Raw genomic sequence first — 25,810 nt, forward strand, 5'->3', positions numbered from 1 at the left:
GAACGTTCTTTCTACATACCCGGCTGCACCCCAGGTGCAGCCCACCCTTACAACGATGGAGAACCAGCATGACGTCAGTATTCGACCGCGAGGACATCCTCTTTCAGGTCGTGGTCAACCACGAAGAGCAATACTCGATCTGGCCGGATTACAAAGCCGTGCCGGAGGGCTGGCGCACCGTGGGCAAGAGCGGCCTGAAAAAGGAATGCCTGGCCTACATCGAAGAAGTCTGGACCGACATGCGTCCGCTGAGCCTGCGCCAGAAGATGGAAGGGCAGGCGGCTGCTCAGTAATCCGACAGACAAAACAAACCCGCTGGACTGGTGACAGGCAGCGGGTTTTTTCATGGCTGGCATTTGTGTTGCATGGCAGTGCCTCATCGCGAGCAGGCTCACTCCTACATTTGAAATGCATTCACCTGTAGGAGTGAGCCTGCTCGCGAAGAACGATAACGCGGTGTAACTGAAACTACGCCCCACTCAAGCCCTTGAGCAGCAAATCGACATTCCCCTCCAGCTCCGCCACCGGATCTTCGGCATCGGTGCTCAATACCAGCAAATGACTCCCCGACTCGGCAATCGCCGCTTTCACCGCTTCCGACGGCTGACGATGATGCAGCACCAGCGCCACGTCGTTGTCCTTGAGCGTCGCCGTGAGTTGCTTCAGCTCTTGCACCGTCCACTCGCTATCAGGCCGTGGATCCTGACCGATCAGCTCCAGATTCAGGCTGCCGATCAGATAACCGAAGTGATCGCTGAGGCTCAGCACACTGAGGTTGTCGGCCTCGGCCAGACGCGCTTCGCTGTCGGCGCTGAGCTTGAGCAGGCGCTGTTTCAGCGCCGCCAGATTGGCCTCGATCTTCGGTTTGGCCGACGGCGCCAGGCGCACCAGATCCGCGGCGATCACATCAGCCATGCGCCCCATGTTGTTGCTCGCCAGCCATGGATGACTGTTCAAGCCATCGACCTTCAGCCCCGGTTGTACGGCGATCCCTGGCAGGGCGCCGTCCACCGGGCGCGCCGCGTCGACCTCGACAATGCGAATGTTGCTGCGCCGTGCGATCGGGTACAGCGGATCATCCGCCCACAGCGAACGTATGCCGATCACCGCGTCGGCATCGGTTGCCAGTTTGCCCAGCGCCGGCGCACCGCGACCGGTGAAATACGCGGTCTGACGGCTGCCCGGCAGATTCGCCGGGGCCGCGCGTTCGAGGCTGACGTCGGTGCCTTTGAGCAGTACTTCGCCCAGGCCATAGGTGATGGGCAACGAGGCCAGTACGCGCAGCGGTTGAGGGTTTTCAGCCGCCAGCAACGGGCTGCCGACCACGCCGCACAGGGCCATGGCCAAGGTCAGTTTTCGCAGTGAGAAAGTCATTTATCCAAGATTCCCTTTCAGACTCGGGACAACCCCGCGCGCAATGGCGGCGAGGGCGAAGGCAATGCCGGCGACCAGGATGATCGCGGCGCCGGACGGAATCGGCAGATCGAAGACGATCGGCGCGAGAATCCCGCACAGCGTGCTGACGGTAGCAATCAGCACCGAGCACCAGAAGAAGCCCTTGAGCGACTGGCTGAGCAAACGCGCGGCCGCCGCCGGAATCACCAGCAACGCGCCGACCAGAATCGCGCCGATGACCTTTACCGCCGCGACGGTGATCAGCGTCACCAGAATCACGAACAGGTAATCCAGGGTCTTCACCGCCACGCCGCGCACCGCCGCCAGTTGCGGGTTGAAACTGGCCAGCATGATCCGGTTGTACAGCGGCAACGCCAGGGCCATGACCAGCGAACCGACGATAGCCAGCACCAGCAGGTCATTGCCATTGACGGTGAGCACCGAACCGAACAGCACGTTCTCCAGAATGTGCACGTTGATCTTGCCGGCCAGAATCAACAGCAGGCTCGCGCCGAGCGCCAGCGACACCGAGAGAAACACGCCGATCAGGGTATCCGGCGCCAGGCCGGTACGGTTGCGCAGGTAATTGAGCAGGATGCCGAACAGCAGGCAGTAACCGAACAGGCTGCCGTACGGCCCGGTGTAGGGCTCGCCGAGCAGAATGCCGATGGCCACGCCGGTCAGTGCTGCGTGCCCGACCGCTTCGGAGAAAAACGCAAAACGCTTGACCACCACCAGCGTGCCGAGGCCGCCGAGCACCGGGCCGATCAACAGGCCGGCGAGCAGCGCGTTGACCACAAAGCCGTAGGCCAGCGCTTCCGGCAGGTAACCGGACGACGCCCAGCCCTGAACCATCAGACGAAAGGCTTCGTAACTCATCAGACCGCGCTCCGTGGATGGGTGGAAAACAGACTCAGCAGCCGTTCCGGAGTCAGTGCCTGTTGCGGCGTGGCGTAGAACAGCACGCGGCGGTTGAGACCGGTGACCCGGTCGGCCAGACGCTTAACCGCTTCCAGATCGTGTTCGATCCACAGCACGGTGATGCCAGCGGCGCGCCAATCGCCGAGCAGGCGTTCGAACACCTGGATCCCGGCTTCGTCGAGGGCTGACATCGGCTCATCCAGCACCAGCAATTGCGGGGCCGGGATCAGGCCTTGAGCGAGCAATACGCGCTGCCGTTCGCCACCGGATAACGCGCCCATGCGCCGCTTGCGTTTGTCCTGCATACCGACCCGTTCCAGCGCCTCGCCGATGGCCTTGGCGTAGTGCTTGCTCAGGCCGAGAAACGCCGGGCGGCGCTGGCACATGGCGGCCATGAAATCGTCGACGGTCATCGGCAGGCCGCGATCGAACTCCAGCGCCTGCGGCACGTAGCCGATGGTGCCGGGCTCGGCGGGCCAGTGCAGGCTCAACTGGCCTTGATGCGGCATCTGCCCGAGCAGGGTCTTGATCAGCGAACTCTTGCCGCCGCCGTTGGGGCCGACCAGGGCGTGCACGTGGCCGGGTTGCACCTGGAAGGTGACGTTGTCGAGAATCGTGGTGCGCCCGAGCGTCAGGCTGACCTCCGCAAAATCCAGAGTCGGCCCATTTCCCCCTTGTGGGAGCGGGCTTGCTCGCGAATGCGGTGGTTCATTCAATAATGATGCTGACTGACCGGACGCCTTCGCGAGCAAGCCCGCTCCCACAGGGGATGGCGGGTTGTCAGAGAGGGTTTCTTTTGCTGTCATGCCCCGGACTCCTGAATCGCCCGCACCACGGTGTCGAGGTTGCCGGTCATTTCCTTCTCATATTTGTCGGCGCTGTATTCGCCATAGGAAATGTGCGACAGCGGGTACAGCTTCACGCCCGACTCACGCTGGATGGTTTCGACGTAGGTCGAGGGGAAATCCATCTCCGAGAAAATCACCTTCACGTCGAGTTCGCGCAGTTGGTCGATGGTCTTTTTCAACTGGCTCGGGCTCGGTTCGATGCCGTGGGCCGGCTCGACCACGGCCGTCACTTCCAGACCGAATTCGCGCAGCAGATAGTCATAAGCCGCATGCACCGTGGCCACGCGCAGTTCGGCGTTCGGTGCCTGGGTCAGTTTGGCCAGCGCATCGGCGCGCATCTGCCGCAGGCGTTTGCCGTAGGCGCGGGCGTTCTGGGTATAGGTCTTGGCGTTGTCCGGGTCGAGTTTGCCCAGCTCGCGGGCGATGTTGTTGACCTGGGCAATTGAAGCGCTGATCGACAGGAAGGTGTGCGGGTTGACCACTTTGCCGGCGCCGCGCGCGGCGGTGCCGGTGGCGGCCAGCAGCGGCACGTTTTCGTTGGCTTCGATGGTCTTGATGTTCGGCGTTTCGCTAGCGGCGATCATCCGGTCGGCGAAGTCGTCATGACCGACCCCGTTGAGCACGATCACATCCAGCCCGCTGATGCGCTTGATGTCTTCGGCGCGTGGCTCGTAGGCGTGCGGGTTGAAACCGGCGGGAATCAGCGGCACTACCTCGGCCTTGTCGCCGACGATGTTCGCCACATAGCTGTAATACGGGTGCAGGGTGATGCCGATGCGCAGGCGTTTGCCCGGTTCGGCGCTGGCCAGCGGGCTCAGCAGGCACGCGCACAAACCAAACAGCAGGGTGCGCAGGAGGGGACGGCGAGTCAGTGAAATAAGCATGGGCAAGCGGTCTTCTCTCGGGTGAAGGCGAAGGTTCAGTGGCGATGCTCGCGGGTCACGCCGGCATCGAACTGCGCGACGATCTGTTTCCAGCCAGCGGCGGAAAGCGCGGCGTCGGTCAGTTCGGCGGGCGTCCGCAGATCGGCGGCGCGGTTGAGCCAGATATCCGGTGCGGCAGTGGCGTCGGCGCTCAGCCGCATCACGAACGAACCGGCAACGGCGGGCGCCTGGCTGTGACCGAAATAGGCCGTGTCCGCCAGCAATTGCCAGGCATGCCCGCCACGGCTGACCGAACTGGCGTCCTGCGCGAACGGGGCGAAACCTTCTTCAGCCAGGGTCTGTGGTGTCGGCAGGCTTTGCTGTTCCTCACGCAGCAAGCGGATTTCATCGAGGGTCACCCGCAGGTCGGCATAGATGCCTTGCTCGGCAGCGCTGAGATCGCGCCGCGCATCGAGCTGATGACTGGCGATCGGCTCCGGTTCATGGGACACCCCGCGCCATGCCACCACCGAGCCGGCGACCGCGAGGATCAGCAAGCACAACAGCAGAACGTTAAGGGTTTCATGCCCGGCACCGGCCGGGCGGACAACTTGGGTGGTGGGCGTGCTCATGGTGCCTCGATGTCGGCTTGGTCGATTTCCACGACGTGGCCGGGGCCGGCGTCGAACAGCACATAAAACTCGGCCGCCGGTTTCTTGAAGGTCAGGCTTGAGTCGGCGCCGAGCTTACCCGGCAGCAGGATGGTTTCGTCGTAACCGATCACATCGAGGGTCACCCCCGGTGCGCCGCTGCCGTCGGAGAAGCCGCCGGTGCATTTGATCTGCTCGGCATCGACGGCCTGGCATTCGCACATCGGGTTATGGGCCAGGGCGCCGGCGCTGAAACCTGCGCAGAGCATCAGCAACGCGGCGCGCAACCGCAGGCGGGAAGGGCGTTGAACGCGGTTCATGGTTTGGCTCCTTGTTGGTTCAGCCAGGCGAGGGTCGCGGGGGAGGCCTGGCTCAGGGGAATCGACGCCTGGTGCATGCTGCCGTCCCAGCCTTCCATGGTGATCCACAGTTCGGCATCGGCTTTGGTCTTTTCCGCCACCGGCAATTGCGCGCCCATGCGATACGGGGTGCCGAAGAAAATCACCCCGGCGGCGCGCAGGCTGCGCGGTTTACCGATGCGCAGGTAGGTGGCTTTGACCTGTTCGACACAGGCGTCGCACAGGGCGGCATTGAAGTCCTTCATGTAGCCGGCGGGGCCACTCAGGCGCGGCGCTTCGTTGCGCAGTTCGGCCAGGCGCAGGCTCCACGGGCCGACCTGGATTTCGCCGACCTCATGCTCACCGAGGCCGACGTCACCGCGAAACAGCGCGGCGTCGGCGAAGTACTTGGGCATGAAGCCCAACGGAATCAGCAGCAACAGGGCGTTCAGATGAAAGCGCCATTTGTGCCAGAAGCGGCGCAGGGCGGACGGTTGGGCGGTGCGATTGGACTGGCTCACAGGCTGACCTCCGCCGGTTCCCGGCTGACGCGGGGGCTGCGGGCCTTTTTATTCTCGCGCTTGAGGGCGTTGGCGGTGGCCAGCGCGGTGCGCTTGGTCCAGATCAACAGGCCGCTGAGCACCATCATGCTCAGCAGCAGGCCGAAGAAGAACCAGATCAGTTTGATCCACAGACCACCGAAATCACCGGTGTGCAGTGGGCGCATCGACTCGGTGACAAACTCCAGCGAGGAACGGTCGGTCAGCAGTCGCGTGGCGGCCATGTCGCCGTTATACGGGTTGAGCGTGGCGGTCTGGAACATCAGTGGATACCAGCCGCGCCCGCCAACGCTCAAGTGGCTGTAGGCATTGCCCGGCAGGCTGACGAAACTGACTTCGAGCCCGGGGATGTGCTGTTCGGCGATCTGCACCGCGCGATCGAGGCTGATCCGTGGGGGAGGGCTCGCGTCGCTCGACATCGGTACGCTTTCCCGGGACATGGCAGGAATGATCGGTTCGCTGCTGATCGAGACCTGGTTGTCGGCCAGAATAGCCTGGATCAGAAACCAGGTGCCAGTGATCGAGATCACCGCAATGAACCAGATCGACCAGATGCCGCTCAGTCGATGGAAGTCGCCCCAGAAGATCCGCGCGCCGTGGCGAAAACGCAGGGTGGGCTTGAAGAAGCCTTTCCAGAAGCGCTTGTACACCACCAGCCCGGTCACCAGCGAAGCGAGCATTGGCAGACCGAGGAACGACACCAGGTACCAGCCCCAGCTGAAACCGTTGGTGAACGGCACCAGCCACCAGCCGTGCAGGGCGCGGGTGAACGCCTTGAAGTTGAAGTCCGGCGCCGGGCCCTGGATCACCCCGGTGTACGGGTTGACGTAGACCGTCTGCGAGCGGCCGTCGGGGTAGCTGACTTCGACATCGAGGGCGAAGTGCGACTCGTCGGGACGGCTGATGCTTTCCACCAGCGTCTGCGGTTCGGCCTGTTTGATCGCGGCCAGCACCTGATCGTAGCTGAGCCGTGGTGCGTCATCCGATGGCTGGCTGGCGCGCATCTGCGGGTTGGCCAGCCAGACGATTTCCTGGCTGACCACCGCCAGCGTGCCGGTGACACACACGATCAGGACAAAAAACCAGATCGGCAGCGCGAGCCAGCTATGCACCAGGAACCACAGTTTGGAACGGGATTTCTTCGACATGATTGCGCGTCTTGATTTCGATGAAAGGACACGTGGCTACGGGCTTCGCAGCGCGGGTGTCCGTGAAAGGCGCGGTCGTGGCTGTTGCCTGTGCGAACGGCCTGCATCTATATAGGACGGATGAGCCGGGCAAATCCCGAAAGACGATATGAAAGCAAATGTTTCGCAATTCCCCCCAGTCGCCACCCCCCCCCTGTGGGAGCGGGCTTGCTCGCGAATGCGGTAGATCATTCAACATTGATGTCGACTAACACGACGCCTTCGCGAGCAAGCCCGCTCCCACCGGGGCAATCATTGATCAGCCGATCAAACACGATTCATGAACGCCGCTCTCACTGCCTGCCAATTGATGCCATCAAAGCGCTCCCTATGATGGAAAGCACCGCATTCCCTTGAGCGAGCGCCCTGATGAGCCCCAGAACCCTCTACGACAAACACATCGATTCGCACACCGTGTGCCGCCTCGACGATCAGGGCCATGTGCTGTTGTATATCGATCGCCAGGTGATCAACGAATACACCAGCCCGCAGGCGTTCAGCGGTCTGCGTGCTGCCGGGCGCAAGGTCTGGCGGCCGGGTACGGCGTTGGCGGTGGTCGATCACGTCAACTCGACCACCCCCAAACGGGTGGCGGCGATGCCTGATGCCGGCGGTGCGCGGCAGGTGTCGTATCTGGCGGAGAACTGCCGGGACTTCGGCATCGAACTGCTGGACATTCTCGATAAACGTCAGGGCATCGAGCATGTGATCGCCCCGGAGCAGGGCTTCATTCTGCCGGGCATGGTCATCGCTGCCGGTGACAGCCACACCACCACGTACGGTGCGCTGGGGGCGTTCGGATTTGGCATTGGCACCTCGGAAATCGAGCACTTGCTGGCCTCGCAGACGCTGGTCTACAAACGCCTGAAAAGCCTGCGCGTGACGGTGGATGGCGAGTTGGCGCCGGGGCTGACGTCGAAGGACGTGATCATGGCGCTGATCGGCCGCATCGGTGCATCGGGCGCCACTGGCTATGCGATCGAGTTCTGCGGTTCGACCATTGATGCGCTGAGCGTCGAGGCGCGGATGACCATTTGCAACATGGCGGTAGAAGCCGGTGCACGCGGTGCGTTCATGGCGCCGGACGAAAAAGTCTTTGCTTATCTCAACGGCAAACCCCGCGCACCACAAGGCGTACTGTGGGCGCGGGGCGTGGGAAAGTGGCGTGAACTGCGCAGCGATCCCGGCGCGGTGTTTGACCGCGAAATCCACCTCGACGCCAGCAAGCTGGAACCGATGGTTACCTGGGGCACCAGCCCGGATCAGGCGGCGCCGATCGGTGCGCAAGTGCCGGATCCGCAAAGTATCGACGATCCGATCCTGCGTCAGGACATGCGCCGCGCTCTTCAATACATGGGCCTGGAGGCGGGAATGGCGCTGCGCGATATCGTCATCAGTCACGCTTTTATCGGCTCCTGCACTAACGCGCGGATCGAGGATTTGCGTGACGCTGCCGGCGTCGTGCGTGGGCGGCGGGTGGCCGGGCATGTGCGGGCGATGATCGTGCCCGGCTCCAGCGAGGTCCGCGCGCAGGCCGAGGCTGAAGGGCTGGCGCAGATCTTCATCGACGCCGGTTTCGAATGGCGCCAGTCCGGCTGCTCGATGTGCCTGGCGATGAACGATGACGTGCTCGCGCCCGGCGACCGTTGCGCCTCCAGCACCAACCGTAATTTCGAAGGCCGCCAGGGCGCCGGGGCGCGCACCCACCTGATGAGCCCGGCGATGGTTGCCGCCGCCGCGATCAGCGGCCACCTCACCGACATCCGCCACTTTGGAGAACGCCCATGAGTCTGCAACCGTTCACGCAAGTCAGCGGCCAGGCCGCGCCGCTGCTTGCGGCCAACGTCGACACCGACGTAATCATGCCCAAGCAGTTTCTCAAGGGTATCGACCGTCAGGGGCTGGATCGTGGACTGTTTTTCGATCTGCGCTTTCTTGCCGACGGTACGCCCAACCCTGAATTCGTGCTGAACCAGCCAGCCTGGCAGGGCGCGAGTTTTCTGGTGGTCGGGGCGAATTTCGGTTGCGGTTCCAGCCGCGAACACGCGGTGTGGGGGTTGCAGCAAATGGGCATTCGCGCGCTGATTGGCAGCAGTTTCGCCGGGATCTTCTACGACAACTGCCAGCGCAACGGGGTGTTGCTGATCGCGCTGGATGAAGCGCAGGTGCAGCGCATTGGCCGGTTGGTGAGTCAGCCTGAAACGGCCCGGATCCATGTGGATCTAGAGACGCAGCAGATCCATCTGGCGGACGGTGAAATAGTGGATTTCCAGATTGATGACTTGCGCAAGACCGCGCTGTTGCTGGGGCTGGATGCGATTGGCAGTACCTTGCAGCGGCGTGAGCAGATCAAGGCGTTCGAGCGCGAACACCTGGTCGCCAATCCGTGGCTGACCTGACACCTCCACTAACCCTTGTAGGAGTGAGCCTGCTCGCGATAGCTGTCATTCAGCCGATGATGATGTCGACTGACACGACGCCATCGCGAGCAGGCTCACTCCTACAAGGGTTTTGTGTTGAACCCGCTAAAGTGAAAGATCCTTGAAATGCCCCTGCAAAAACTCCACACACGCCCGCAGCTTGCCGGAATTGGCCAGCCGCGTCGGGTACACCGCCCAGACATTGGCGCTCTGGCTGTAATCGGCCAGCACCGGCAGCAGTCGGCCCTGTTCCAGCAACGGTTTCACATCCCACAATGAACGCAGCAACACGCCACGTCCGTCGAGCGCCCATTGCAGGACGATCTCGCCGTTGTTGGAAGACAGCGGCCCACTGACCCGCACGCTTTCCTGCGTGCCGTCGCGATCCAGATGCCAGATGCCGAAAGCGTTGTCGCGCTCCTTGATCACCAGGCAGTCATGTTGTTGCAGATCGTCCAGAGTCTGCGGTGTACCTCGGCGTTCAAGGTATCCGGGCGCAGCGCAGAGCACTCGGCGGTTGCTCACCAGTTGCCGGCCGATGTGCTGACCGGGCAGGTCGTCGCCGACGCGGATTTCCAGATCGAAACCCTCGTTGACGATGTCCACCGCGCGGTCGAACAGGTCCAGGCGAATCTGCAATTGCGGGTGCCGTTCGGCCAGCAGTGAAACCGCAGGCGCCACATGGTTGCGGCCGAAACCGGAGCTGCTGCAGATGTGCAAGCGCCCGCGTGGGCTGTCGTGAGCGTCGGCGAGATCGTCGTGCAGTTGCTGGAAATCATCGAGGATGCGCAAGGCCCAGCGCTGCACCCGCTCGCCGTCCTCGGTCAACGACACGCGGCGACTGGTGCGGTGCAGCAGGCGGGTGCCGAGGGTCGATTCGAGAATCTGGATGCGTTTGCTGACGTAGGCCGGGGACAGGCCCAGTTCATCCGCGGCGGCGGCAAAACCGTTCTTGCGGATCACGGTCAGCAGCACGCGCAGGTCTTCGGGCAGGGGCACGGGGTCTTGGTTCTGGGGCATGTGGGAACGAGCACTGGCGGCACAAGCCGCCAGCATAGCATCGGCGGTACAGGGCTCGATTCAGCGCAGGAAATCCAGTGCTTCGGCGAGCAACAGTTCGGGCACTTCTTCGGCCAGATAATGCCCGGCCGGCAGCGCATTGCCACTGACGTTGGTCGCCACTTGCTGCCACTCCTTGAGTGGGTCGAAGCAGCGCCCGACCGTGCCTTGCGCGCCCCACAACACCCGCACCGGCAGATCAAGATGATGGCCGGCAGCGATGTCGGCCCGGTCATGTTCCAGATCGATGCTGGCGCTGGCGCGGTAGTCCTCGCAAATGCCCCGAGCGCTGCCGGGACGTTGCAGGCAACGCAGGTATTCGCTGAATGCTGGCTCGGTGAACGGTGTAAGTCCGGCGCTGCGGGATCGGCTTCGATCAGGGTTTCCGGCAACGGCGCCGGGCGGATCAGGAAGAACCAGTGCCAATAGGCGCGGGCAAAGGCTTCGTTGGTCTGTGTGTACATCGCCAGGGTCGGGGCGATGTCCAGCAGCATCATCCGTTGCACCGCAGCGCGGTGGTCGAGGGCCAGGCGATGGCCGACCCGGGCGCCACGGTCGTGGGCCAGAATCGAAAACTGTGCGAAGCCCAGCGCCTGCATCAACTCGAGGTTGTCCCTGGCCATTTCGCGTTTTGAATAATGACGGTGTTGTTCATCGGCAGCCGGTCGGGCGCTGTCGCCGTAGCCGCGCAGGTCGGCGGCGACCACGGTGAAATGCTCCGCCAACTGTTCGGCAATCTTGTGCGCAACAGCAACAACCCCGGGCCGCTGCCGCCGAGACGGTAGGCGATGTCGACACCGTTGACGTGGCGCTGGTCTTTGACGAATCCGGCAAACATCGGGCTGATCCTTGTTCAGGTGCGGGTGGGATGCATCCTGAAAGTGTTCGGCATTCAGGGCAAGGGTTGGAGCGTGGTGTGGTGGTTCATGAAGTGTGATGTGTGTCGTCAGGGCTGGCCCCTTCGCGAGCAAGCCCGCTCCCACAGGGATCTCTGGTGTTTATACGATTTGTGTCACACAGAAAAACACTGTGGGAGCGGGCTTGCCCGCGAAGAGGCCAGCCCGGCCCCTGAAAATCTCAACCCTGACTGAACATCTCCATCGCCCGCTGCTTGATCTGCTCTTCCGTCAGATCCTCCTTGCGCGTCGCCAGAAACCACAGGTGTCCATAGGGATCCTTCAGCGTCCCGCTGCGATCGCCATAAAACTGATCCTTGACCTCCGACACCGCACTCGCCCCGGCATCCAGCGCCCGCTGAAAAGACTTGTCGACATCGGTGACATACAGATGCAGACCGACCGACACTGCGTTGTCCGGATCGCTCAACGGCCCTTGATCGCACGGTGTGCCGAGCATGATCGCGCTGTCGCCAATGCGCAGTTCGGCGTGGCCGACGCGCCCGTCGGGCATGTCCAGGCGCATGACCTGGGTCGCGCCGAAGGCTTTCTTGTAGAACTCGATGGCTTCGGCAGCCTTTAGGATGCCGAGGTACGGGGTAATGCTGTGATACCCCTCAGGAATGGGTTTGACGCTCATGACGTTCTCCCTGTTCTTTGTTTTCGGGGTGTGGCTCCACCGGATTTGTGGAAGATTCACTATAGAACTGTCTGCGCGGCCAGCATTTTTCCCCGACGAGCAGTCAGCCGAGGAAATGCGCCCCCGGTCCCTGATCACCGAGCACATCACCTTGGTTGCGCAACGGGCAGGCCTCCATCGACAGACACCCGCAACCGATGCAACCGGTGAGCCGGTCGCGCAACACGGTCAATTGATTGATTCGCTCGTCCAGTTCGCGGCGCCATTGTTCGGACAGGACTTTCCAGTCCGCCGCTGTCGGAGCGCGATCGTCCGGGAGCATTTTCAGCGCCTCACCGATTTCCGCCAGCGGAATGCCCAGGCGTTGCGCGACCTTGATCAACGCCACCCGGCGCAAGACCGCTCGCGGGTAACGGCGCTGATTGCCGGCATTGCGCTGGCTGCTGATCAGGCCTTTCGATTCATAGAAGTGCAGGGCAGTCACCGCCACACCGCTGCGCGCGGCGACTTCGCCGACGGTGAGCTGTTTGTGCAGATTTTCCTGGGTGATCATTTTGCAAAAGGGCTCTTGACCTTGACTTAACTAGAGGTTTTACCCTGCAGGCCTTCGAGTCGCAAGACTCGGCTTACGATGAGTGGGGACTTCTCATGCAAACCTCAGCGAAAAATCGCAGTTTTACCCAATTGATCGAATTCGAGATCGAGCCGCGCCAGCAACCGGCATTGGTCTGTGCGCTGGCGCAGCAGAGCGAACATCTGGCGCAGCGCTACGCAGGCTTTGTCAGCGCCAGCGTTCAGGTCAGCGACGACGGCCGGCGGGTGCTGAGCCTGCTGCAGTGGCAGAGCCGCGAGGCCGGGGAGGCGGCGTTCTGTAGCTTTGAAAGCGGCGAGCAGGATTTCTGGCAGCTGATCCGCGCCCATCAGGCGAAGACCGTGACCTTCAATTCATTTCAGGTGTTGAGCAGCATCGCCCGCAGTCATGACGATGCGCTGCATTGCAACCTGGTCGGCTAGATCGATAACTGGATCAGGCGCTCGCCGCGCAGGTTTTCCGTGAGTCGCCGCTTGTTCACCGCCAGTTCGCCGATCTTGATCAGCCGCGTGCGCGTGACGTTGCGGCTCAGACCGAGCAGCGCGGCGGTGTGCACCTGGTTGTAATGGCAGAAGCGATAGGCGGCGCGCAGCAGGGCGTCTTCGACCTTTTCGTGGAGGGCGCCGGCCTGTTGTTCGAAGAGTTTTTGAAAGGCCCGCTCCAGCAACGCTTCCGGTGAATCGTCGGCGCTCGACTGCTGATCGTCCGGGCGCTCGATGCGCAGGTTCGACAGGCGCAGATCGTCGCGCTCGATCACGCCGTTGCGGCAGATCAACAGGGTGTGATGGATGACGTTTTCCAGTTCGCGGATGTTCCCCGGCCAACTGTAGCTGCGCAGTTTCTGTTCGGCCCCGGGGCTGATGCTGACCCGTCCGTAACCGAGGCGCTGGCTGTAGGCCTCGATGAAATGCCGGGTCAGCGGAAGGATGTCGCCGGGCCGTTCGCGCAGGGGGCTGAGTTCCAGATTGACCACGTTCAACCGGTAGAACAGGTCTTCGCGGAAGTTGCCGGCATTGATCGCTTTCTCCAGTTGCACGTTGGTTGCGGCCAGCACGCGCACATCGATCGGAATGCTCTTGCGCGAGCCGAGGCGCACCACTTCGCGTTCCTGCAACACGCGCAGCAACTTGACCTGAATCGCCATTGGCAAATCGCCGATTTCGTCAAGGAACAAGGTGCCGCCATCCGCCTCTTCGAACCAGCCGGCCTTGGCGCTGAGCGCGCCGGTGAAGGCGCCTTTTTCATGGCCGAACAGCTCGGCTTCCACCAGCGATTCGGAGAACGCACCGCAGTTGACCGCAACAAACGGCCGATGCCGGCGGTGGCTCAGATTGTGGATGTGCCGCGCCACCAGTTCCTTGCCGGTGCCGGTCTCGCCGATGATCAGCACGCTGGCTTCGCTCGGCGCGACCTGCTGCAGATGCGCCAGCAGGGCCTGGGACTTGGGATCTTCGAAGACCTGCGCGGTGGCGCGGATCGACGTCGCCAGAGCGGGTGAGTGCGGTAGGGTCAGCAGTTGCATGGGGCTCGCTCCATTAAAGGCAAGATCAGGAATAGAACGTCGGCACCGGCAGCGCCTGGTTCAGCGCCCAGTCGCCCAGCTCGTGGAGTTTGTAATCGAGCGGGTCGTGCAGGGTCTGCGTGCGCAGGTTGCGCCAGTGCCGGTCGAGGCGCAGCGAGGCGTGGGTCGAGCGCGCGCCGGTGACTTCGAACAAACGGCTGCAAATTTCCAGTCCCTGACGACTGGCGGCGACCTTGGCGGTGGCAATCGCCGCGGCCAGATGTCCACGTTCTTCTGCCGTCAGATTCGGGCCTTGGGCCCAGGCGTCGTCGAGCAGCGCGGCAGCCCGTTCGACCAGCAGACGGATGCCTTCCAGCGCCACCCAGAACTCGCCGTAATGCGCTAGCACGTACGGGTCTTCACGCACATTGCGGGCGGCGGATTTGTGCCAGAGCCGGGTTTCGCTCAGCGTGTACTGGCGCGCTTCCTCAAACGCACCTTCGGTGATCCCGAGGAACATGTGAGTGAAGGTCAGTTGCGCGATCAGCGGGCGCAGGCAGGCGAACGGTGTGCTCAACGGACCGGGGTCAATCAGCAGCTCGGATTCTTCGACTCGCACCCGTTCGAACGTGGCGCTGCCGCTGTCAGTCTGGCGCTGGCCGATGTTGTTCCAGTCGTCGTGCAGGGTGATGCCGCTGCGACCGCTGGGGATCGCCGCGATCAGCAACTTGCCGCCGGCACTTTCGTCGACGGCCGAGGCGATCAGCATCTGTGAATCGCTGGCGCCGGAGCAGAAGCTTTTCTTCCCGGAAAACTCGCGCCAACCGCCGAAGTCCTTGACCACTGTGCGGGTGTCGAGCGGGTTGAGGGCGTTGCCCCAGAACCAGTTCTGCCGCGCGGTCTGTTCGAACCACGGCTGCCATTGTTCGGGACGCGAGAACAGGCGCACGGTGGCGAGCATCAGGTGATGAAAACCGAAAACGTGGGCGATGGAACTGTCGACCTTGGCGAACTCGCGCACGATCTGCAGGGTTTCGCTCCATGTAGCGCCGAGGCCGCCGTAACGGGTGGGAATGCTCAGGGCCAGCAGGCCGCTGTCGCGCAGGGCATCGCGCTCGGCCTTCGGCGTACCGCCGCGCTCGTCACGCTCGACGGCGGTGAGAGCGAATTCGGCGGCCAGTTGGCGCGCGGTCTGCAGCGGGGAGAGCAGGGTGCTTTGTGGTTTGGCGGTCACGCGGTGTTCCTCATCAAATCGACGCGATTCTCTGTAGGAGTGAGCCTGCTCGCGATGTGGTCAGCACAGTCGACATCACCGTCGCAGACACACCGCTTTCGCGAGCAGGCTCACTCCTACAGGGGGCGTTTTAGGCCTTGGCTTGGGTGGGCAACACATCGTTGGCAATCATTTCGCCAAACGGCCCGGTCAAGTTGGTCACGCCGCGTCCGGCCAAGCTCGCGTACGGCTCGGGCAGCAGCGGGAACACCAGTTCGGCAAAGCGATAAGCCTCTTCCAGATGCGGATAACCGGAAAAAATGAAGCTCTCGATGCCGAGGTCGGCGTACTCCTTGATCCGCGCGGCCACTTGCTGCGGATCGCCCACCAGCGCGGTACCGGCACCGCCGCGTACCAGGCCGACGCCGGCCCACAGGTTGGGGGCGATTTCCAGGTTGTCGCGACGCCCGTCGTGCAGCGCCGCCATGCGCCGCTGGCCTTCGGAATCGAAGCGCGAGAAGGATTTCTGCGCGGCTTCGATGGTCTCGTCGCTGATGTGCTCGATCAGTTTGTCCGCAGCCTTCCACGCCTCTTCGGCGGTCTCGCGAACGATGACGTGCAGGCGAATACCGAACTTCACCTTGCGCCCATGCCGAGCGGCACGTTCACGCACATCGGCGAGTTTTTCGGCGACGGCGGCGGGTGGTTCGCCCCAAGTCAGGTACACGTCGACTTGCTCGGCAGCGAGGTCATGCGCGGCATCGGACGAGCCACCGAAATACAGCGGCGGATACGGTTTCTGCACTGGCGGATAAAGGGCCTTGGCGTTCTGTACTTTCAGGTGTTTGCCTTCGAAATCCACCGATTCGCCTTGCAACACCCGGCGCCAGATCTTGAGGAATTCGTCGGTCACTTCGTAGCGTTCACTGTGGCTGAGAAAGCTGCCGTCGCCACGGTTTTCGTCAGGGTCGCCGCCGGTCACCACGTTGATCAGCAGACGGCCGTTGGACAGTCGATCAAGCGTCGCCGCCATGCGCGCCGAAACGGTTGGCGAAATGATCCCCGGACGGATCGCTACCAGATAACGCAGGCGTTCGGTCAGCGGCACCAGCGCCGAAGCGATCACCCACGAGTCTTCGCAGGAGCGCCCGGTGGGAATCAGCACGCCGTGGTAGCCGAGGCTGTCGGCGGCTTGCGCCACTTGTTTCAGATAATTCAGGGTGACCGGGCGCGCGCCTTGGGTGGTGCCCAGGTAATGGCCGTCACCGTGGGTCGGCAGGAACCAGAAAACATCCATGCACAGCTCCTTAAGCGATTTTCAGCAACGGTTTGATTTGTGTGCCGAACAGTGGCGCGGCGCGTTCGGCGGCCAGACGGATCCGCGCTTTTAACGGTTCGCTGGTGATCTGGTAGTCGGCGAAATCGGCTTCGGTGGCGTACACCCCGATCGGCAGGGTCACGGCCTGGAAGAAACTGAACAGCGGCCGCAACTGGTGATCGAGCACCAGCGCATGGCGCTCGCTGCCACCGGTGGCGGCGAGCAGCACCGGGGTGTCGATCAGCGCGTTGAGGTCGATCAGGTCGAACAGATGCTTGAGCAGTCCCGGGTAGGAACCGCGATACACCGGCGCGGCGACGATCAGCAGATCGGCCTGTTCGATGGCTTGCAGTTCGGCTTCGACCTCGGCGCTCAGCTCCTGACGCGACAGGGCAGCACCCAACGGCCGGGCGATATCACCGAGTTCGATCAGATGACTCTCGACCGGCAAGTGTCCGGCCAGTTCGGCCAACAGCGCTTGGGTCAGCACCAGCGTGCGCGATGGACGCCAGGTGCCACCGGAGAGGGCGACGACTTTCAGGGGACGCGACATGATGAGTTCCTTTTTATCAACAGTTGCTCAGCGAGCAGTGAGTAAGTGCCAAGGCTTGAGCAAGTGCTGTACCAATTCCTGAGAGGCCCGGTTTACCTGGGCTTGAGCGTTCTGGCGTGAGTCGGTTGTGCGGATATCAGGCGGGTTTGTTGATCTGCTGTTGCCTGGGCAACAGTTGCTGGAGCAACAGTTGTTCGCCGCGTGCAGGGATTTATAGCGGCTGCTGGTTATTCCGTAAAAGAACGTTCATCGATATTTATAGATCGTTAGGAGATATAGCGCCGATCAAGCTGAATTCCTGATAGCCACTATTGAGAGCGTTGATTTTTGCCCGGGCGGGCGCGGGCGTAGCCTTTGTCCATCGACTACTACCGCTCGCCAGGACGCTCCCCATGAATCGTTTACTGACTGTTTCGCTGCTGCTCGCTGTCTCCGTACTCGCCGGTTGCGCGACCCACGTTTCCCCGGAACAACGGCCGTACACCGCCGAAGAATCACGCGAACTGGCGATGGAAGCGCTGAACCGCAGCGGTTTGTCTTTCGACGAATATCACGCGAAGAAAGCCGCACTGCTGGGCGAGTCGCCATTCGACAAGAAAGCTGAAATGAGCGCCGGTCGAGCCATACAGCTGCACGGTCGTCCAAGTTAATCGAAAACTGTACTGCTTGAATTTTCGCGTAACTGTCCGTGGGTTTGCGCGCTGCCGTGCGATAGGGTCAACACCTGAATGACCCTGACGGATTGCCCCATGACACTCTCGCTTGATCTGCTGTTGGGCTTTGCCCTGTTTGCCCTTGTCACCTCGATTACACCGGGGCCGAACAACACCATGTTGCTGGCGTCGGGCGTGAACTTCGGCTTCAACCGCACCATTCCTCACATGCTCGGCATCACCTGCGGCTTCTTCGTTTTGGTGGTCGCGGTGGGCTTTGGCCTGGGCGCTGTGTTCCAGACTTACCCGATTCTCTACACGGTGCTGCGCTATGTCGGCGCCGCGTATCTGTTGTATCTGGCGTGGAAAATTGCTCATTCGGGCCCGGTGGGCGATGGCGTGGATGGCGAGGCCAAACCGATCAGCTATCTGGGTGCCGCCGCGTTTCAGTGGGTCAATCCCAAGGCCTGGATCATGGCCATCGGCGCCATCAGCACCTACACGCCGATGCAAGGCTATTTCACCAACGTGGTGGTGATCGCCGCGGTGTTCGCCATCATCAACCTGCCCAGCGTCGGTGTCTGGGCTGCGTGCGGCACGTTGTTGCGCAACGTGCTGAAGGATCCGCGCTGGTTGCGCGTGTTCAACTGGGGCATGGCGGCGCTGTTGGTGATTTCGCTGTACCCGTTACTTCTCGAAAGCTTTCACTGACGCATTGCTTCAACCGCCGGCCCGATGCCTGTTAAGCTCGGCTTCAGGAGCGTTCCTACGCACTTTTAAATGAAGTTGTTCTTCTTTAACGGCATCCGATCAGGTATTGATGACGGTCTCGAACCCAGGCGCAGCTCACAAGGCTGCGCTGTGCCGTTTGCAGACACGAGCCTCCTGATCCCGGAACACGCTCTGCGAGTCTTTTATGAATAAACGTCCGTTGTATTTCGATTACGCCGCCACCACCCCGGTGGACGAGCGGGTCATCCAGGTGATGATCGATTGTCTGGGTTTTCACGCTAACTTCGGCAACCCGGCGTCCAGCTCCCATGCCTTCGGCCAGCAGGCCCGGCACACGGTCGAGCAGGCCCGTCGGCAAGTCGCCGAACTGGTCGGCGCCGAGGCCGCGCAGATCGTCTGGACCTCCGGCGCCACCGAGTCCAACAACCTCGCCCTCAAGGGCGTGGCCCAGGCCCGCGGCGTTGCCGGCGGCCACATCATTACCAGTCAGATCGAACACAAAGCCATTCTCGATACCGCCCGGCAATTGCAGGATGCCGGCGTCGCGGTGACCTATCTGGTACCGGACGCCGAAGGCCTGATCACCCCGCAGGCGGTCAGCGAAGCAATGCGCGACGACACCTTTCTGGTATCGCTGATGCTGGTCAACAACGAACTCGGCACCCTCAATGACATCCCGGCCATCGGTGAAGTCGTGCGTGGCCGCGGCGCGTTGTTCCATGTTGATGCCGCGCAGGGCGCCGGCAAAGTGGCGATCGATCTGCAGCAGTGGCCGGTGGACCTGATGTCGTTTTCGGCGCACAAGCTCTACGGCCCCAAGGGGATCGGCGCGTTGTATGTTGGCCCACGGGCGCAGCAGCGTTTGCAGGCGCAGATTCATGGCGGTGGCCACGAAGGCGGGCTGCGCTCCGGGACCCTGGCGACGCATCAGATCGCCGGCATGGGCGCGGCATTCGCTTTGGCGGCAGCGGAATTCGATGCCGAGAAAAAGTCCATCGTGGCGCTGCGTGAACGGCTGCTCGAACAGTTGCTGAGTCTGCCGGGCGTACGCCTCAACGGCAGCGCCAGCCAGCGCATCGCGCACACGTTGAGCCTGACCTTCAGCGAAGGTGAATTCAACAGTGCGGCCTTGAGCCAGTCGATCGCCTTTTCCGCGACCTCGGCCTGTAACTCGGCGAGCAACACGCCTTCTCACGTGCTGCTGGCGCTGGGGCACGACGCTCGGCTGGCCGGGCGCACCATTCGCCTGAGCCTCGGCCGTTTCACCACCGCCGCCGATGTCGATCAGGCGGCAGAACTGATCAAAGGCGCCTGCGCCAGTGCCCCGGCATTCTGGGCGACAGGGCTTTAACCAGCCGGTTTCACGGCTACGAACAATAACGATGAAGTGATTGGCAGGAGACATGATGAGTACCCAGACTTTGACCGAAGGAACGGTTCCCCAGCGCCTGGCGCACACCCGTGAACTGATGCGCCGCGAAGGCATTCATGCGTTGCTGGTGCCATCGGCCGACCCGCATCTGTCGGAATACCTGCCGGGCTACTGGCAAGGGCGGCAATGGCTGTCGGGCTTTCATGGGTCGGTCGGCACTTTGATCGTGACTGCTGATTTCGCCGGAGTCTGGGCCGACAGTCGTTACTGGGAACAGGCGACCAAGGAACTCAAGGGCAGCGGCATCGAGCTGGTCAAGCTGCAACCGGGTCAGCCGAGTCCGCTGGACTGGCTGGCAGAGCAGACACCCGAAGGGGGCGTGGTGGCGGTCGACGGTGCGGTGATGGCCGTCGCTTCGGCGCGTACCCTGAGCAGCAAGCTTGAAGCGCGTGGCGCGCGTCTGCGCACCGACATCGACCTGTTGAATGAAGTCTGGGCGGATCGCCCGAGCCTGCCGAATGCGCCGATTTATCAGCATCTGCCACCGCAAGCGACGGTCAGTCGTGGCGAGAAACTCGCCAAACTACGTGAGACCCTGCAGGAGCGAGGCGCCGATTGGCACTTCATCGCCACCCTTGATGACATCGCCTGGCTGTTCAACCTGCGCGGCGGCGACGTGTCGTTCAACCCGGTGTTTGTTTCTTTTGCGTTGATCAATCAACAGCAGGCCACGCTGTTTGTGGCTTTGAGCAAAGTTGATGCCGAGTTGCGTGCGGTGCTGGAGCAGGACGGCGTGACCCTGCGCGATTACCGCGAAGTCGCTGACGCCCTGCGCGCCGTGCCAGGCGGCGCCAGCCTGTTGGTGGATCCGGCGCGGGTGACCAGCGGTTTGCTGGATAACCTCAACAGCGCGGTGAAACTGGTCGAAGGCCTGAACCCGACTACTCTCGCCAAATCGCAAAAGAGCGAAGCTGATGCGCAACATATCCGCAAGGCCATGGAGCAGGATGGCGCGGCGTTGTGCGAGTTCTTCGCCTGGCTGGAATCGGCCTGGGGCCGTGAACGCATCACCGAACTGACCATCGACGAAAAACTCACCGCTGCCCGTGAGCGCCGTCCGGATTACGTGTCGCTGAGCTTCAACACGATTGCCGCGTTTAACGCCAATGGCGCGATGCCGCACTATCACGCCACCGAAGAAGAACACGCGGTGATCGAGGGTGACGGCTTGCTGCTGATCGACTCGGGCGGCCAGTATCTGGGTGGCACCACCGACATCACTCGAATGGTCCCGGTCGGAACCCCGACGGACGAGCAGAAGCGTGATTGCACGCGTGTGCTCAAAGGCGTAATCGCGCTGTCGCGGGCGCAGTTCCCGAAAGGCATTCTGTCGCCGTTGCTCGATGCCATCGCCCGCGCACCGATCTGGGCGGAAAGCGTGGATTACGGTCACGGCACCGGTCATGGCGTCGGCTATTTCCTCAACGTGCATGAAGGCCCACAGGTGATCGCCTATCAGGCAGCACCGGCACCGCAAACGGCGATGCAAGCGGGGATGATCACCTCGATCGAACCGGGCACCTATCGTCCGGGTCGTTGGGGCGTGCGCATCGAGAACCTGGCGATGAACCGCGAGGCGGGAAGCAGCGAGTTCGGTGAGTTCCTCAAGTTTGAAACCTTGACCCTGTGCCCGATCGACACGCGCTGCCTGGAGCCATCCTTGCTCACGCAGGAAGAGAAGGAGTGGTTCAACGCCTACCACGCTGAAGTGCGTGAGCGTCTGAGTCCGTTGCTGGAGGGGGCCGCGCTGGAGTGGCTGAACACGCGCACAGCAGCGATCTGAGTGGCTGAAACCCGGGCGCTGCTGGCAGCGCCCGGGTTCTGTGGCTTTTTCTAAGCCTGACGCAGGGCTTCTTCGACGAAGTCGAGGCGATCCTGGCCGAAGAACAACTGATTGCCGATAAACATGCTCGGCGCGCCAAATACACCGCGTTTAATGGCTGTCTCGGTGTTGTCCTTCAGGGCTGCCTTGACTGCCTCGTCGTTGGTCAGGGCCAGGACTTCATTGGGATCGAAGCCCTGTTCGCTCAAAACCGCAGCGACAGTCGCCGGCTCATCGAGCGGGCGTCCCTCCACCCACAATGCCTTGAACAGACAGTCGATAAACGCCTGGAAACGTTCTGGTTGGCGCAGTTGAATTCCAGTGACGGCACGCATCAGCATCAGTGTGTTGATCGGAAAGTGCGGATTGAATTTCAACGGTACGCCATAACGTTTGGCGTAGCGATCCAGATCCTGAAACATGTAGCGGCCCTTCGCCGGAATCATCGCCGGCGATGCGTTGCCGGTCGCTTTGAACACGCCGCCCAGCAGCATCGGGATGTAGATCAGCTGGCTGCCGGTGTCGGCACAGATTTTCGGCAACTGGGTATAGGCCAGATAGGTGGCAGGGCTGCCGAGATCGAAATAGAACTCTACGGTTTTCGTCATCTTCGCTGCTCTCTATTTATTGTTATGGAGGAGGCGGGGCTTACCAGCGTTCGTTCCACGGGCGCAGATCCAGCTCGAACGTCCAGGCGTCCCGTGGCTGACTGTGCAGATACCAGTAGTTTTCGGCGATGTGTTCGGGATTGAGAATACCGTCCTGATCCTTGGTCGCGTACTTCTCGGGGAAACTGTTGCGGATGAAGTCGGTATCGATGGCGCCATCAACCACCACGTGCGCGACGTGGATGTTCATCGGCCCCAGCTCGCGCGCCATGCTTTGTGCCAGTGCGCGGATACCGTGTTTGGCCCCGGCAAACGCGGCGAATCCGGAAGCACCGCGCAGTCCGGCGGTGGCGCCAGTGAACAGAATGGTGCCGCGGTTGCGGGTGACCATGCGCTTGGCCACTTCGCGGGCATTGAGGAAGCCGGAGAAACAGGCCATCTCCCAGATCTTGAAATACTTGCGCGCAGTTTCTTCAAGAATGCTGCAAGGCACATTGGCGCCGATGTTGAAAACGAACGCTTCGATCGGACCAAGGCGAGTTTCGATCTCTTCAATCAACGCAATGACGTCTTCTTCCTTGCGCGCATCGCAGGTAAAGCCATGTGCTTCTCCACCCTCGGCCTGAATCGCCTCGACCAGCGGCTGCAATTTGTCGGCACTGCGCCGGGTGACGCAAGCGATAAAACCTTCCTTGGCAAAGCGCTTGGCAATCGCTCCGCCGGTGGCATCGCCAGCACCCACCACCAACACGACCTTCTTGTTATTCATGGGTAGATCCCTTTAGTAAACGATCGTTAAGTGAACGAACGTTATGCTAGGATCCGGACAACGTCAAGGCGGTCGATCAAGAGGGCAAGCACATGCGGTACTCCGCCGGTCACAAGCTGGAAACCCGAGAAAAACTGCTCAACAGCAGCGCTCTATCAGCCAAGCGTTCAGGCTTTTCCACGGTCGGTGTCGATGGATTGATGAAGGCAATCGGCCTGAGTGGCGCGGCGTTCTATAGCCACTTTTCGTCAAAAAACGAGCTGTTCACGGCCATCGTCGAGCGCGAACTGTGTCAGAGCCTGGAGCGACTCGGTGGTGGAGGAGGGCAGGATCGCGAGCGGCTGGAACGCTGTCTTAAACAGTACCTGAGCATGGCTCACGTGGAGCAGCCAGAATCGGGCTGTGCCTTGCCGACACTGGGCGCGGAAATTGCCCGTTCAGAAGACCAGGTTCGCGAGCAGGCAGAACTGTGGATTTGTCGGCTGCAAGCCAGTTGGGCGCAGACTCTGCAGAGCGACAGCCTGGCATGGTCGATTCTGTCGCAATGTGTCGGGGCGCTGGTAGTGGCGCGGATGCTGGTGACGCCGGACATTCAACGGACGGTATTGAAATCCAGTCATGCGGAAATCGGGCGTCAACTGGCTGCTCGACAAGGTGAGCAGCCAGAATGATTCATTTGCAGATGACGATCATGCTGCGGCTGGTATAACCGGCCGGATTGAGACCGAACGGGTAGTCGCCGGGCTCTTCCACGGTGTCCCCTGACTTGGCGATGACCTTGTAGCCCTTTGGAGCGCAAGCATTGGCGGCGCTGGTGTAGCACTTGTCCCAAGAGGACGACAGCCCGGAACAGTTGATGTGCAGCCCTTTTTTACCGTGCTTCACTTGGGTCTTGGAGGTGGCTGCGCACCCCGCTACTGCCAATACAGCGATCAGTATCAAAATTCGTTTCATTACCGTCCTTATGGTAGCCACGAGTCTGGCGCTCGGGTCTGCCTGTATTCGCTTGCGCTTTAAGCGGTTTGATATCCCTGTCCGAAAAAATCCATGTCTGGCACTGAGTTAAGGGGCTTAAACATGGCCTAAATGAACGTCAATTGCCAGACCTTCGTCAAATACTGTTTCAATCTGCCGCAACAACGGGTTTGGCGTTACTGCCCATGGTCATGGTTGCGCCGACGGAGGCCAGAATAATGCACAGAATCGCCATCCATTGTGACAGCGTGAGGTACTCCTGCAGGAATAGCAGTCCGGACAACGCGCCAAAGGCCGGTTCGATGCTCATCAAAGTCCCGAAGGTGCGGGCCGGTATGCGGGTGAGGGCGACCATCTCCAGCGTGTAGGGCAAAGCGGTTGAGAGGATAGCGACGCCGATGGCCACCGGGATCAGCGACGGGGTGAGTAATGCCGCGCCGGCATGCACGATGCCGATCGGGGCGACAAACAGTGCGGCAATCATCACGCCCAGGGCCGCAGTCGTCACGCCGTTGTCGGCACCGGCCTTTTGGCCGAACAGAATGTACAGCGCCCAGCACACGCCGGCCCCCAAGGCATAACCGGCACCGACCAGATCAATCCCCGTGGATGTCGCTCCGGTCGGGATCAACAGCAGCAGGCCAACTGCCGCCAGAGCAATCCAGAGGAAATCGATCGCGCGGCGAGAGGCGTAGATGGCGACGGCCAGCGGACCCGTGAATTCAAGCGCGACTGCAATGCCAAGGGGTACGGTGCGCAGTGACATATAGAAGAGGAAATTCATCCCGCCCAGCGCCATTCCGTAAACGATCACCGTGCGCAGGGATTGAGCCGTCAGCCTTGCGCGCCACGGGCGCAATAGCAGCAGCATGATTACGCTGGCGAAGACCAGGCGCAGGGTGGTCGTCCCTTGAGCGCCAACCACCGGAAACATGCTCTTGGCCAGAGAGGCGCCAGACTGGATGGATGCCATGGCTATTAACAAGAGGCCAACCGGGAACAGCGTTGAGGCCAGCGAGCGAGGTTGGTCAGTCATTGCGAGGCATCATCCGAAGGTGAGAGCAGAGTGTTGTTTTAAGTGTTGGGCAATATACTGCGCATTCGCTTACGTTGCGTCTATATATAAGCAGGCTTTTTCGGTGCATTGATAGAAAACTGAAATTAACGGTTGACGGCAGATTTCAGATGTCTATAATTCGCCCCACTTCCGGCGCAGTCGAAACGGAAAACTCCTTGAGATTCAATGAGTTATGCAGTTTTCGACAGCAAGTTGCTTCAGTTCATCGAAGCCAAAAGGAAGTTGAAAAAGAGGTGTTGACAGCAGCGTGTAACGCTGTAGAATTCGCCTCCCGCTGACGAGAGATCGGAAGCGCAAGTGGTTGAAGTTGTTGAAGAATTCTTCGAAAACTTCTGAAAATAATCACTTGACAGCAAATGAGGCTGCTGTAGAATGCGCGCCTCGGTTGAGACGAAAGATCTTAACCAACCGCTCTTTAACAACTGAATCAAGCAATTCGTGTGGGTGCTTGTGGAGTCAGACTGATAGTCAACAAGATTATCAGCATCACAAGTTACTCCGCGAGAAATCAAAGATGTAACCAACGATTGCTGAGCCAAGTTTAGGGTTTCTTAAAAACCCAAAGATGTTTGAACTGAAGAGTTTGATCATGGCTCAGATTGAACGCTGGCGGCAGGCCTAACACATGCAAGTCGAGCGGATGAAAGGAGCTTGCTCCTGGATTCAGCGGCGGACGGGTGAGTAATGCCTAGGAATCTGCCTGGTAGTGGGGGACAACGTTTCGAAAGGAACGCTAATACCGCATACGTCCTACGGGAGAAAGCAGGGGACCTTCGGGCCTTGCGCT

30 protein-coding genes and 1 rRNA gene are annotated in these 25,810 nt (G+C 61.3%); 10 read left to right on the forward strand and 21 right to left on the reverse strand.

Going from position 1 to position 25,810, the window contains the following annotated elements:
- Nucleotides 1–68 precede the first annotated feature (68 nt).
- Nucleotides 69–293 carry an MbtH family protein gene (locus tag CKW11_RS09840; RefSeq protein WP_003226665.1) on the forward strand — a complete coding sequence of 75 codons (225 nt, stop codon included), beginning with the start codon at nucleotides 69–71 and terminating at the stop codon, nucleotides 291–293.
- Nucleotides 294–468: 175 nt separating this feature from the next.
- Here CKW11_RS09840 and CKW11_RS09845 read toward each other — a convergent pair whose 3' ends face one another.
- From CKW11_RS09845 to CKW11_RS09880, 8 genes are read right to left on the reverse strand one after another with little or no spacing between them, the layout of a single operon-like run.
- Nucleotides 469–1,374: a metal ABC transporter solute-binding protein, Zn/Mn family gene (locus CKW11_RS09845; RefSeq protein WP_095137352.1), complete on the reverse strand. Its 906-nt coding sequence runs from the start codon at nucleotides 1,372–1,374 to the stop codon at nucleotides 469–471.
- A complete protein-coding gene (locus CKW11_RS09850; protein WP_003226663.1) occupies nucleotides 1,375–2,274 on the reverse strand; it encodes a metal ABC transporter permease in 900 nt (299 codons plus the stop codon).
- Nucleotides 2,274–3,122, reverse strand: a complete 849-nt coding sequence (locus tag CKW11_RS09855) for a metal ABC transporter ATP-binding protein (RefSeq protein ID WP_095137353.1) — start codon at nucleotides 3,120–3,122, stop codon at nucleotides 2,274–2,276. The genes CKW11_RS09850 and CKW11_RS09855 overlap by 1 nt, the downstream gene beginning before the upstream one ends.
- On the reverse strand, nucleotides 3,119–4,048 hold the full coding sequence (locus CKW11_RS09860; protein WP_095137354.1) for a metal ABC transporter substrate-binding protein: 930 nt from the start codon (nucleotides 4,046–4,048) through the stop codon (nucleotides 3,119–3,121). The genes CKW11_RS09855 and CKW11_RS09860 overlap by 4 nt, the downstream gene beginning before the upstream one ends.
- A 35-nt stretch (nucleotides 4,049–4,083) precedes the next feature.
- Nucleotides 4,084–4,659 (reverse strand): DUF6162 family protein, encoded by a 576-nt coding sequence (locus CKW11_RS09865; protein ID WP_095137355.1) that lies wholly within the window; start codon nucleotides 4,657–4,659, stop codon nucleotides 4,084–4,086.
- Nucleotides 4,656–4,997 carry a hypothetical protein gene (locus tag CKW11_RS09870; RefSeq protein ID WP_095137356.1) on the reverse strand — a complete coding sequence of 114 codons (342 nt, stop codon included), beginning with the start codon at nucleotides 4,995–4,997 and terminating at the stop codon, nucleotides 4,656–4,658. Before CKW11_RS09870 ends, CKW11_RS09865 begins: the two co-directional genes overlap by 4 nt.
- Nucleotides 4,994–5,536 carry a thiamine pyrophosphate-binding protein gene (locus CKW11_RS09875; protein WP_095137357.1) on the reverse strand — a complete coding sequence of 181 codons (543 nt, stop codon included), beginning with the start codon at nucleotides 5,534–5,536 and terminating at the stop codon, nucleotides 4,994–4,996. The genes CKW11_RS09870 and CKW11_RS09875 overlap by 4 nt, the downstream gene beginning before the upstream one ends.
- Complete coding sequence (locus CKW11_RS09880) at nucleotides 5,533–6,723, reverse strand: PepSY domain-containing protein (RefSeq protein WP_095137358.1); 1,191 nt, start codon at nucleotides 6,721–6,723, stop codon at nucleotides 5,533–5,535. The genes CKW11_RS09875 and CKW11_RS09880 overlap by 4 nt, the downstream gene beginning before the upstream one ends.
- A gap of 408 nt (nucleotides 6,724–7,131) precedes the next feature.
- Here CKW11_RS09880 and leuC point away from each other — a divergent pair, with 408 nt between their 5' ends.
- On the forward strand, nucleotides 7,132–8,550 hold the full coding sequence (gene leuC / locus CKW11_RS09885; RefSeq protein ID WP_095137359.1) for a 3-isopropylmalate dehydratase large subunit: 1,419 nt from the start codon (nucleotides 7,132–7,134) through the stop codon (nucleotides 8,548–8,550).
- Nucleotides 8,547–9,161, forward strand: coding sequence for a 3-isopropylmalate dehydratase small subunit (gene leuD, locus CKW11_RS09890; protein ID WP_095137360.1), 615 nt, complete (start codon nucleotides 8,547–8,549; stop codon nucleotides 9,159–9,161). The genes leuC and leuD overlap by 4 nt, the downstream gene beginning before the upstream one ends.
- 126 nt (nucleotides 9,162–9,287) lie before the next feature.
- On the opposite strand, the gene CKW11_RS09895 is transcribed toward leuD, so the two are convergent.
- From CKW11_RS09895 to soxR, 5 genes are all read right to left on the reverse strand, one after another.
- Nucleotides 9,288–10,238 (reverse strand): LysR substrate-binding domain-containing protein, encoded by a 951-nt coding sequence (locus tag CKW11_RS09895; protein WP_095137361.1) that lies wholly within the window; start codon nucleotides 10,236–10,238, stop codon nucleotides 9,288–9,290.
- Complete coding sequence (locus tag CKW11_RS09900) at nucleotides 10,148–10,948, reverse strand: alpha/beta fold hydrolase (RefSeq protein WP_371917863.1); 801 nt, start codon at nucleotides 10,946–10,948, stop codon at nucleotides 10,148–10,150. The genes CKW11_RS09895 and CKW11_RS09900 overlap by 91 nt, the downstream gene beginning before the upstream one ends.
- Nucleotides 10,840–11,079, reverse strand: a complete 240-nt coding sequence (locus CKW11_RS29105) for a hypothetical protein (RefSeq protein WP_371917870.1) — start codon at nucleotides 11,077–11,079, stop codon at nucleotides 10,840–10,842. Before CKW11_RS29105 ends, CKW11_RS09900 begins: the two co-directional genes overlap by 109 nt.
- A 239-nt stretch (nucleotides 11,080–11,318) precedes the next feature.
- Nucleotides 11,319–11,777, reverse strand: a complete 459-nt coding sequence (locus CKW11_RS09905; protein WP_095137362.1) for a VOC family protein — start codon at nucleotides 11,775–11,777, stop codon at nucleotides 11,319–11,321.
- Nucleotides 11,778–11,880: 103 nt separating this feature from the next.
- Nucleotides 11,881–12,330 carry a redox-sensitive transcriptional activator SoxR gene (soxR, locus tag CKW11_RS09910; protein ID WP_095137363.1) on the reverse strand — a complete coding sequence of 150 codons (450 nt, stop codon included), beginning with the start codon at nucleotides 12,328–12,330 and terminating at the stop codon, nucleotides 11,881–11,883.
- Between the two features lie 95 nt (nucleotides 12,331–12,425).
- Between soxR and CKW11_RS09915 the strand changes: the two genes are divergently transcribed.
- Nucleotides 12,426–12,791 carry an antibiotic biosynthesis monooxygenase gene (locus tag CKW11_RS09915; RefSeq protein ID WP_095137364.1) on the forward strand — a complete coding sequence of 122 codons (366 nt, stop codon included), beginning with the start codon at nucleotides 12,426–12,428 and terminating at the stop codon, nucleotides 12,789–12,791.
- Here the strand turns inward: CKW11_RS09915 and CKW11_RS09920 are convergent.
- The 4 genes from CKW11_RS09920 to msuE form a co-directional block, all read right to left on the reverse strand.
- On the reverse strand, nucleotides 12,788–13,891 hold the full coding sequence (locus tag CKW11_RS09920; RefSeq protein WP_095137365.1) for a sigma-54-dependent Fis family transcriptional regulator: 1,104 nt from the start codon (nucleotides 13,889–13,891) through the stop codon (nucleotides 12,788–12,790). The genes CKW11_RS09915 and CKW11_RS09920 overlap by 4 nt on opposite strands.
- 25 nt (nucleotides 13,892–13,916) lie before the next feature.
- Nucleotides 13,917–15,104, reverse strand: coding sequence for an acyl-CoA dehydrogenase family protein (locus CKW11_RS09925; protein ID WP_095137366.1), 1,188 nt, complete (start codon nucleotides 15,102–15,104; stop codon nucleotides 13,917–13,919).
- Between the two features lie 130 nt (nucleotides 15,105–15,234).
- Nucleotides 15,235–16,380, reverse strand: a complete 1,146-nt coding sequence (gene ssuD / locus CKW11_RS09930; RefSeq protein ID WP_095137367.1) for an FMNH2-dependent alkanesulfonate monooxygenase — start codon at nucleotides 16,378–16,380, stop codon at nucleotides 15,235–15,237.
- A gap of 10 nt (nucleotides 16,381–16,390) precedes the next feature.
- Complete coding sequence (gene msuE / locus CKW11_RS09935) at nucleotides 16,391–16,954, reverse strand: FMN reductase (RefSeq protein ID WP_095137368.1); 564 nt, start codon at nucleotides 16,952–16,954, stop codon at nucleotides 16,391–16,393.
- A 392-nt stretch (nucleotides 16,955–17,346) separates the two neighbouring features.
- On the opposite strand from msuE, the gene CKW11_RS09940 reads away from it, so the two are divergent.
- From CKW11_RS09940 to CKW11_RS09955, 4 genes are all read left to right on the forward strand, one after another.
- Nucleotides 17,347–17,604 carry a hypothetical protein gene (locus CKW11_RS09940; RefSeq protein ID WP_095137369.1) on the forward strand — a complete coding sequence of 86 codons (258 nt, stop codon included), beginning with the start codon at nucleotides 17,347–17,349 and terminating at the stop codon, nucleotides 17,602–17,604.
- A gap of 99 nt (nucleotides 17,605–17,703) precedes the next feature.
- Nucleotides 17,704–18,318, forward strand: coding sequence for a LysE family translocator (locus CKW11_RS09945; RefSeq protein WP_095137370.1), 615 nt, complete (start codon nucleotides 17,704–17,706; stop codon nucleotides 18,316–18,318).
- Between the two features lie 205 nt (nucleotides 18,319–18,523).
- Nucleotides 18,524–19,690: an aminotransferase class V-fold PLP-dependent enzyme gene (locus CKW11_RS09950; protein ID WP_095137371.1), complete on the forward strand. Its 1,167-nt coding sequence runs from the start codon at nucleotides 18,524–18,526 to the stop codon at nucleotides 19,688–19,690.
- Nucleotides 19,691–19,745: 55 nt separating this feature from the next.
- Nucleotides 19,746–21,554 (forward strand): aminopeptidase P family protein, encoded by a 1,809-nt coding sequence (locus tag CKW11_RS09955; RefSeq protein ID WP_095137372.1) that lies wholly within the window; start codon nucleotides 19,746–19,748, stop codon nucleotides 21,552–21,554.
- Between the two features lie 50 nt (nucleotides 21,555–21,604).
- Here the strand turns inward: CKW11_RS09955 and CKW11_RS09960 are convergent, their stop codons facing one another.
- Complete coding sequence (locus CKW11_RS09960; protein ID WP_095137373.1) at nucleotides 21,605–22,201, reverse strand: 2-hydroxychromene-2-carboxylate isomerase; 597 nt, start codon at nucleotides 22,199–22,201, stop codon at nucleotides 21,605–21,607.
- A 40-nt stretch (nucleotides 22,202–22,241) separates the two neighbouring features.
- On the reverse strand, nucleotides 22,242–22,970 hold the full coding sequence (locus CKW11_RS09965; RefSeq protein ID WP_095137374.1) for an SDR family oxidoreductase: 729 nt from the start codon (nucleotides 22,968–22,970) through the stop codon (nucleotides 22,242–22,244).
- A 92-nt stretch (nucleotides 22,971–23,062) separates the two neighbouring features.
- Between CKW11_RS09965 and CKW11_RS09970 the strand changes: the two genes are divergently transcribed.
- Nucleotides 23,063–23,641, forward strand: a complete 579-nt coding sequence (locus tag CKW11_RS09970) for a TetR/AcrR family transcriptional regulator (protein ID WP_095137375.1) — start codon at nucleotides 23,063–23,065, stop codon at nucleotides 23,639–23,641.
- 1 nt (nucleotide 23,642) lies between these two features.
- Here CKW11_RS09970 and CKW11_RS09975 read toward each other — a convergent pair whose 3' ends face one another.
- Nucleotides 23,643–23,924, reverse strand: a complete 282-nt coding sequence (locus CKW11_RS09975; protein ID WP_095137376.1) for a hypothetical protein — start codon at nucleotides 23,922–23,924, stop codon at nucleotides 23,643–23,645.
- A gap of 169 nt (nucleotides 23,925–24,093) precedes the next feature.
- Entirely contained in the window at nucleotides 24,094–24,981 is an 888-nt protein-coding gene (gene rhtA, locus CKW11_RS09980; RefSeq protein WP_095137377.1) for a threonine/homoserine exporter RhtA, read from the reverse strand.
- A gap of 613 nt (nucleotides 24,982–25,594) precedes the next feature.
- On the opposite strand from rhtA, the gene CKW11_RS09990 reads away from it, so the two are divergent.
- Nucleotides 25,595–25,810: ribosomal RNA gene (locus CKW11_RS09990) — 16S ribosomal RNA — on the forward strand; the annotation flags it as partial.

Source organism: Pseudomonas sp. Irchel s3a10 (assembly GCF_900187525.1).
Classification (GTDB): Bacteria; Pseudomonadota; Gammaproteobacteria; order Pseudomonadales; family Pseudomonadaceae; genus Aquipseudomonas; species Aquipseudomonas koreensis_G.

What these genes read in the sequence shown, in the direction of transcription:
- CKW11_RS09880 (WP_095137358.1), bottom strand. Translation starts at nt 6,723, where the DNA reads ATGTCGAAGAAATCCCGTTCCAAACTGTGGTTCCTGGTGCATAGCTGG.
- CKW11_RS09965 (WP_095137374.1), bottom strand. Translation starts at nt 22,970, where the DNA reads ATGAATAACAAGAAGGTCGTGTTGGTGGTGGGTGCTGGCGATGCCACC.
- msuE (WP_095137368.1), bottom strand. Translation starts at nt 16,954, where the DNA reads ATGTCGCGTCCCCTGAAAGTCGTCGCCCTCTCCGGTGGCACCTGGCGT.
- CKW11_RS09915 (WP_095137364.1), top strand. Translation starts at nt 12,426, where the DNA reads ATGCAAACCTCAGCGAAAAATCGCAGTTTTACCCAATTGATCGAATTC.
- CKW11_RS09855 (WP_095137353.1), bottom strand. Translation starts at nt 3,122, where the DNA reads ATGACAGCAAAAGAAACCCTCTCTGACAACCCGCCATCCCCTGTGGGA.
- CKW11_RS09955 (WP_095137372.1), top strand. Translation starts at nt 19,746, where the DNA reads ATGAGTACCCAGACTTTGACCGAAGGAACGGTTCCCCAGCGCCTGGCG.
- rhtA (WP_095137377.1), bottom strand. Translation starts at nt 24,981, where the DNA reads ATGACTGACCAACCTCGCTCGCTGGCCTCAACGCTGTTCCCGGTTGGC.
- soxR (WP_095137363.1), bottom strand. Translation starts at nt 12,330, where the DNA reads ATGATCACCCAGGAAAATCTGCACAAACAGCTCACCGTCGGCGAAGTC.
- CKW11_RS09865 (WP_095137355.1), bottom strand. Translation starts at nt 4,659, where the DNA reads ATGAGCACGCCCACCACCCAAGTTGTCCGCCCGGCCGGTGCCGGGCAT.
- CKW11_RS09975 (WP_095137376.1), bottom strand. Translation starts at nt 23,924, where the DNA reads ATGAAACGAATTTTGATACTGATCGCTGTATTGGCAGTAGCGGGGTGC.
- CKW11_RS09940 (WP_095137369.1), top strand. Translation starts at nt 17,347, where the DNA reads ATGAATCGTTTACTGACTGTTTCGCTGCTGCTCGCTGTCTCCGTACTC.
- CKW11_RS09845 (WP_095137352.1), bottom strand. Translation starts at nt 1,374, where the DNA reads ATGACTTTCTCACTGCGAAAACTGACCTTGGCCATGGCCCTGTGCGGC.
- CKW11_RS09905 (WP_095137362.1), bottom strand. Translation starts at nt 11,777, where the DNA reads ATGAGCGTCAAACCCATTCCTGAGGGGTATCACAGCATTACCCCGTAC.
- CKW11_RS09920 (WP_095137365.1), bottom strand. Translation starts at nt 13,891, where the DNA reads ATGCAACTGCTGACCCTACCGCACTCACCCGCTCTGGCGACGTCGATC.
- CKW11_RS29105 (WP_371917870.1), bottom strand. Translation starts at nt 11,079, where the DNA reads ATGTTTGCCGGATTCGTCAAAGACCAGCGCCACGTCAACGGTGTCGAC.
- ssuD (WP_095137367.1), bottom strand. Translation starts at nt 16,380, where the DNA reads ATGGATGTTTTCTGGTTCCTGCCGACCCACGGTGACGGCCATTACCTG.
- CKW11_RS09870 (WP_095137356.1), bottom strand. Translation starts at nt 4,997, where the DNA reads ATGAACCGCGTTCAACGCCCTTCCCGCCTGCGGTTGCGCGCCGCGTTG.
- CKW11_RS09840 (WP_003226665.1), top strand. Translation starts at nt 69, where the DNA reads ATGACGTCAGTATTCGACCGCGAGGACATCCTCTTTCAGGTCGTGGTC.
- leuC (WP_095137359.1), top strand. Translation starts at nt 7,132, where the DNA reads ATGAGCCCCAGAACCCTCTACGACAAACACATCGATTCGCACACCGTG.
- CKW11_RS09850 (WP_003226663.1), bottom strand. Translation starts at nt 2,274, where the DNA reads ATGAGTTACGAAGCCTTTCGTCTGATGGTTCAGGGCTGGGCGTCGTCC.
- CKW11_RS09960 (WP_095137373.1), bottom strand. Translation starts at nt 22,201, where the DNA reads ATGACGAAAACCGTAGAGTTCTATTTCGATCTCGGCAGCCCTGCCACC.
- CKW11_RS09950 (WP_095137371.1), top strand. Translation starts at nt 18,524, where the DNA reads ATGAATAAACGTCCGTTGTATTTCGATTACGCCGCCACCACCCCGGTG.
- CKW11_RS09860 (WP_095137354.1), bottom strand. Translation starts at nt 4,048, where the DNA reads ATGCTTATTTCACTGACTCGCCGTCCCCTCCTGCGCACCCTGCTGTTT.
- CKW11_RS09945 (WP_095137370.1), top strand. Translation starts at nt 17,704, where the DNA reads ATGACACTCTCGCTTGATCTGCTGTTGGGCTTTGCCCTGTTTGCCCTT.
- CKW11_RS09970 (WP_095137375.1), top strand. Translation starts at nt 23,063, where the DNA reads ATGCGGTACTCCGCCGGTCACAAGCTGGAAACCCGAGAAAAACTGCTC.
- CKW11_RS09895 (WP_095137361.1), bottom strand. Translation starts at nt 10,238, where the DNA reads ATGCTGGCGGCTTGTGCCGCCAGTGCTCGTTCCCACATGCCCCAGAAC.
- leuD (WP_095137360.1), top strand. Translation starts at nt 8,547, where the DNA reads ATGAGTCTGCAACCGTTCACGCAAGTCAGCGGCCAGGCCGCGCCGCTG.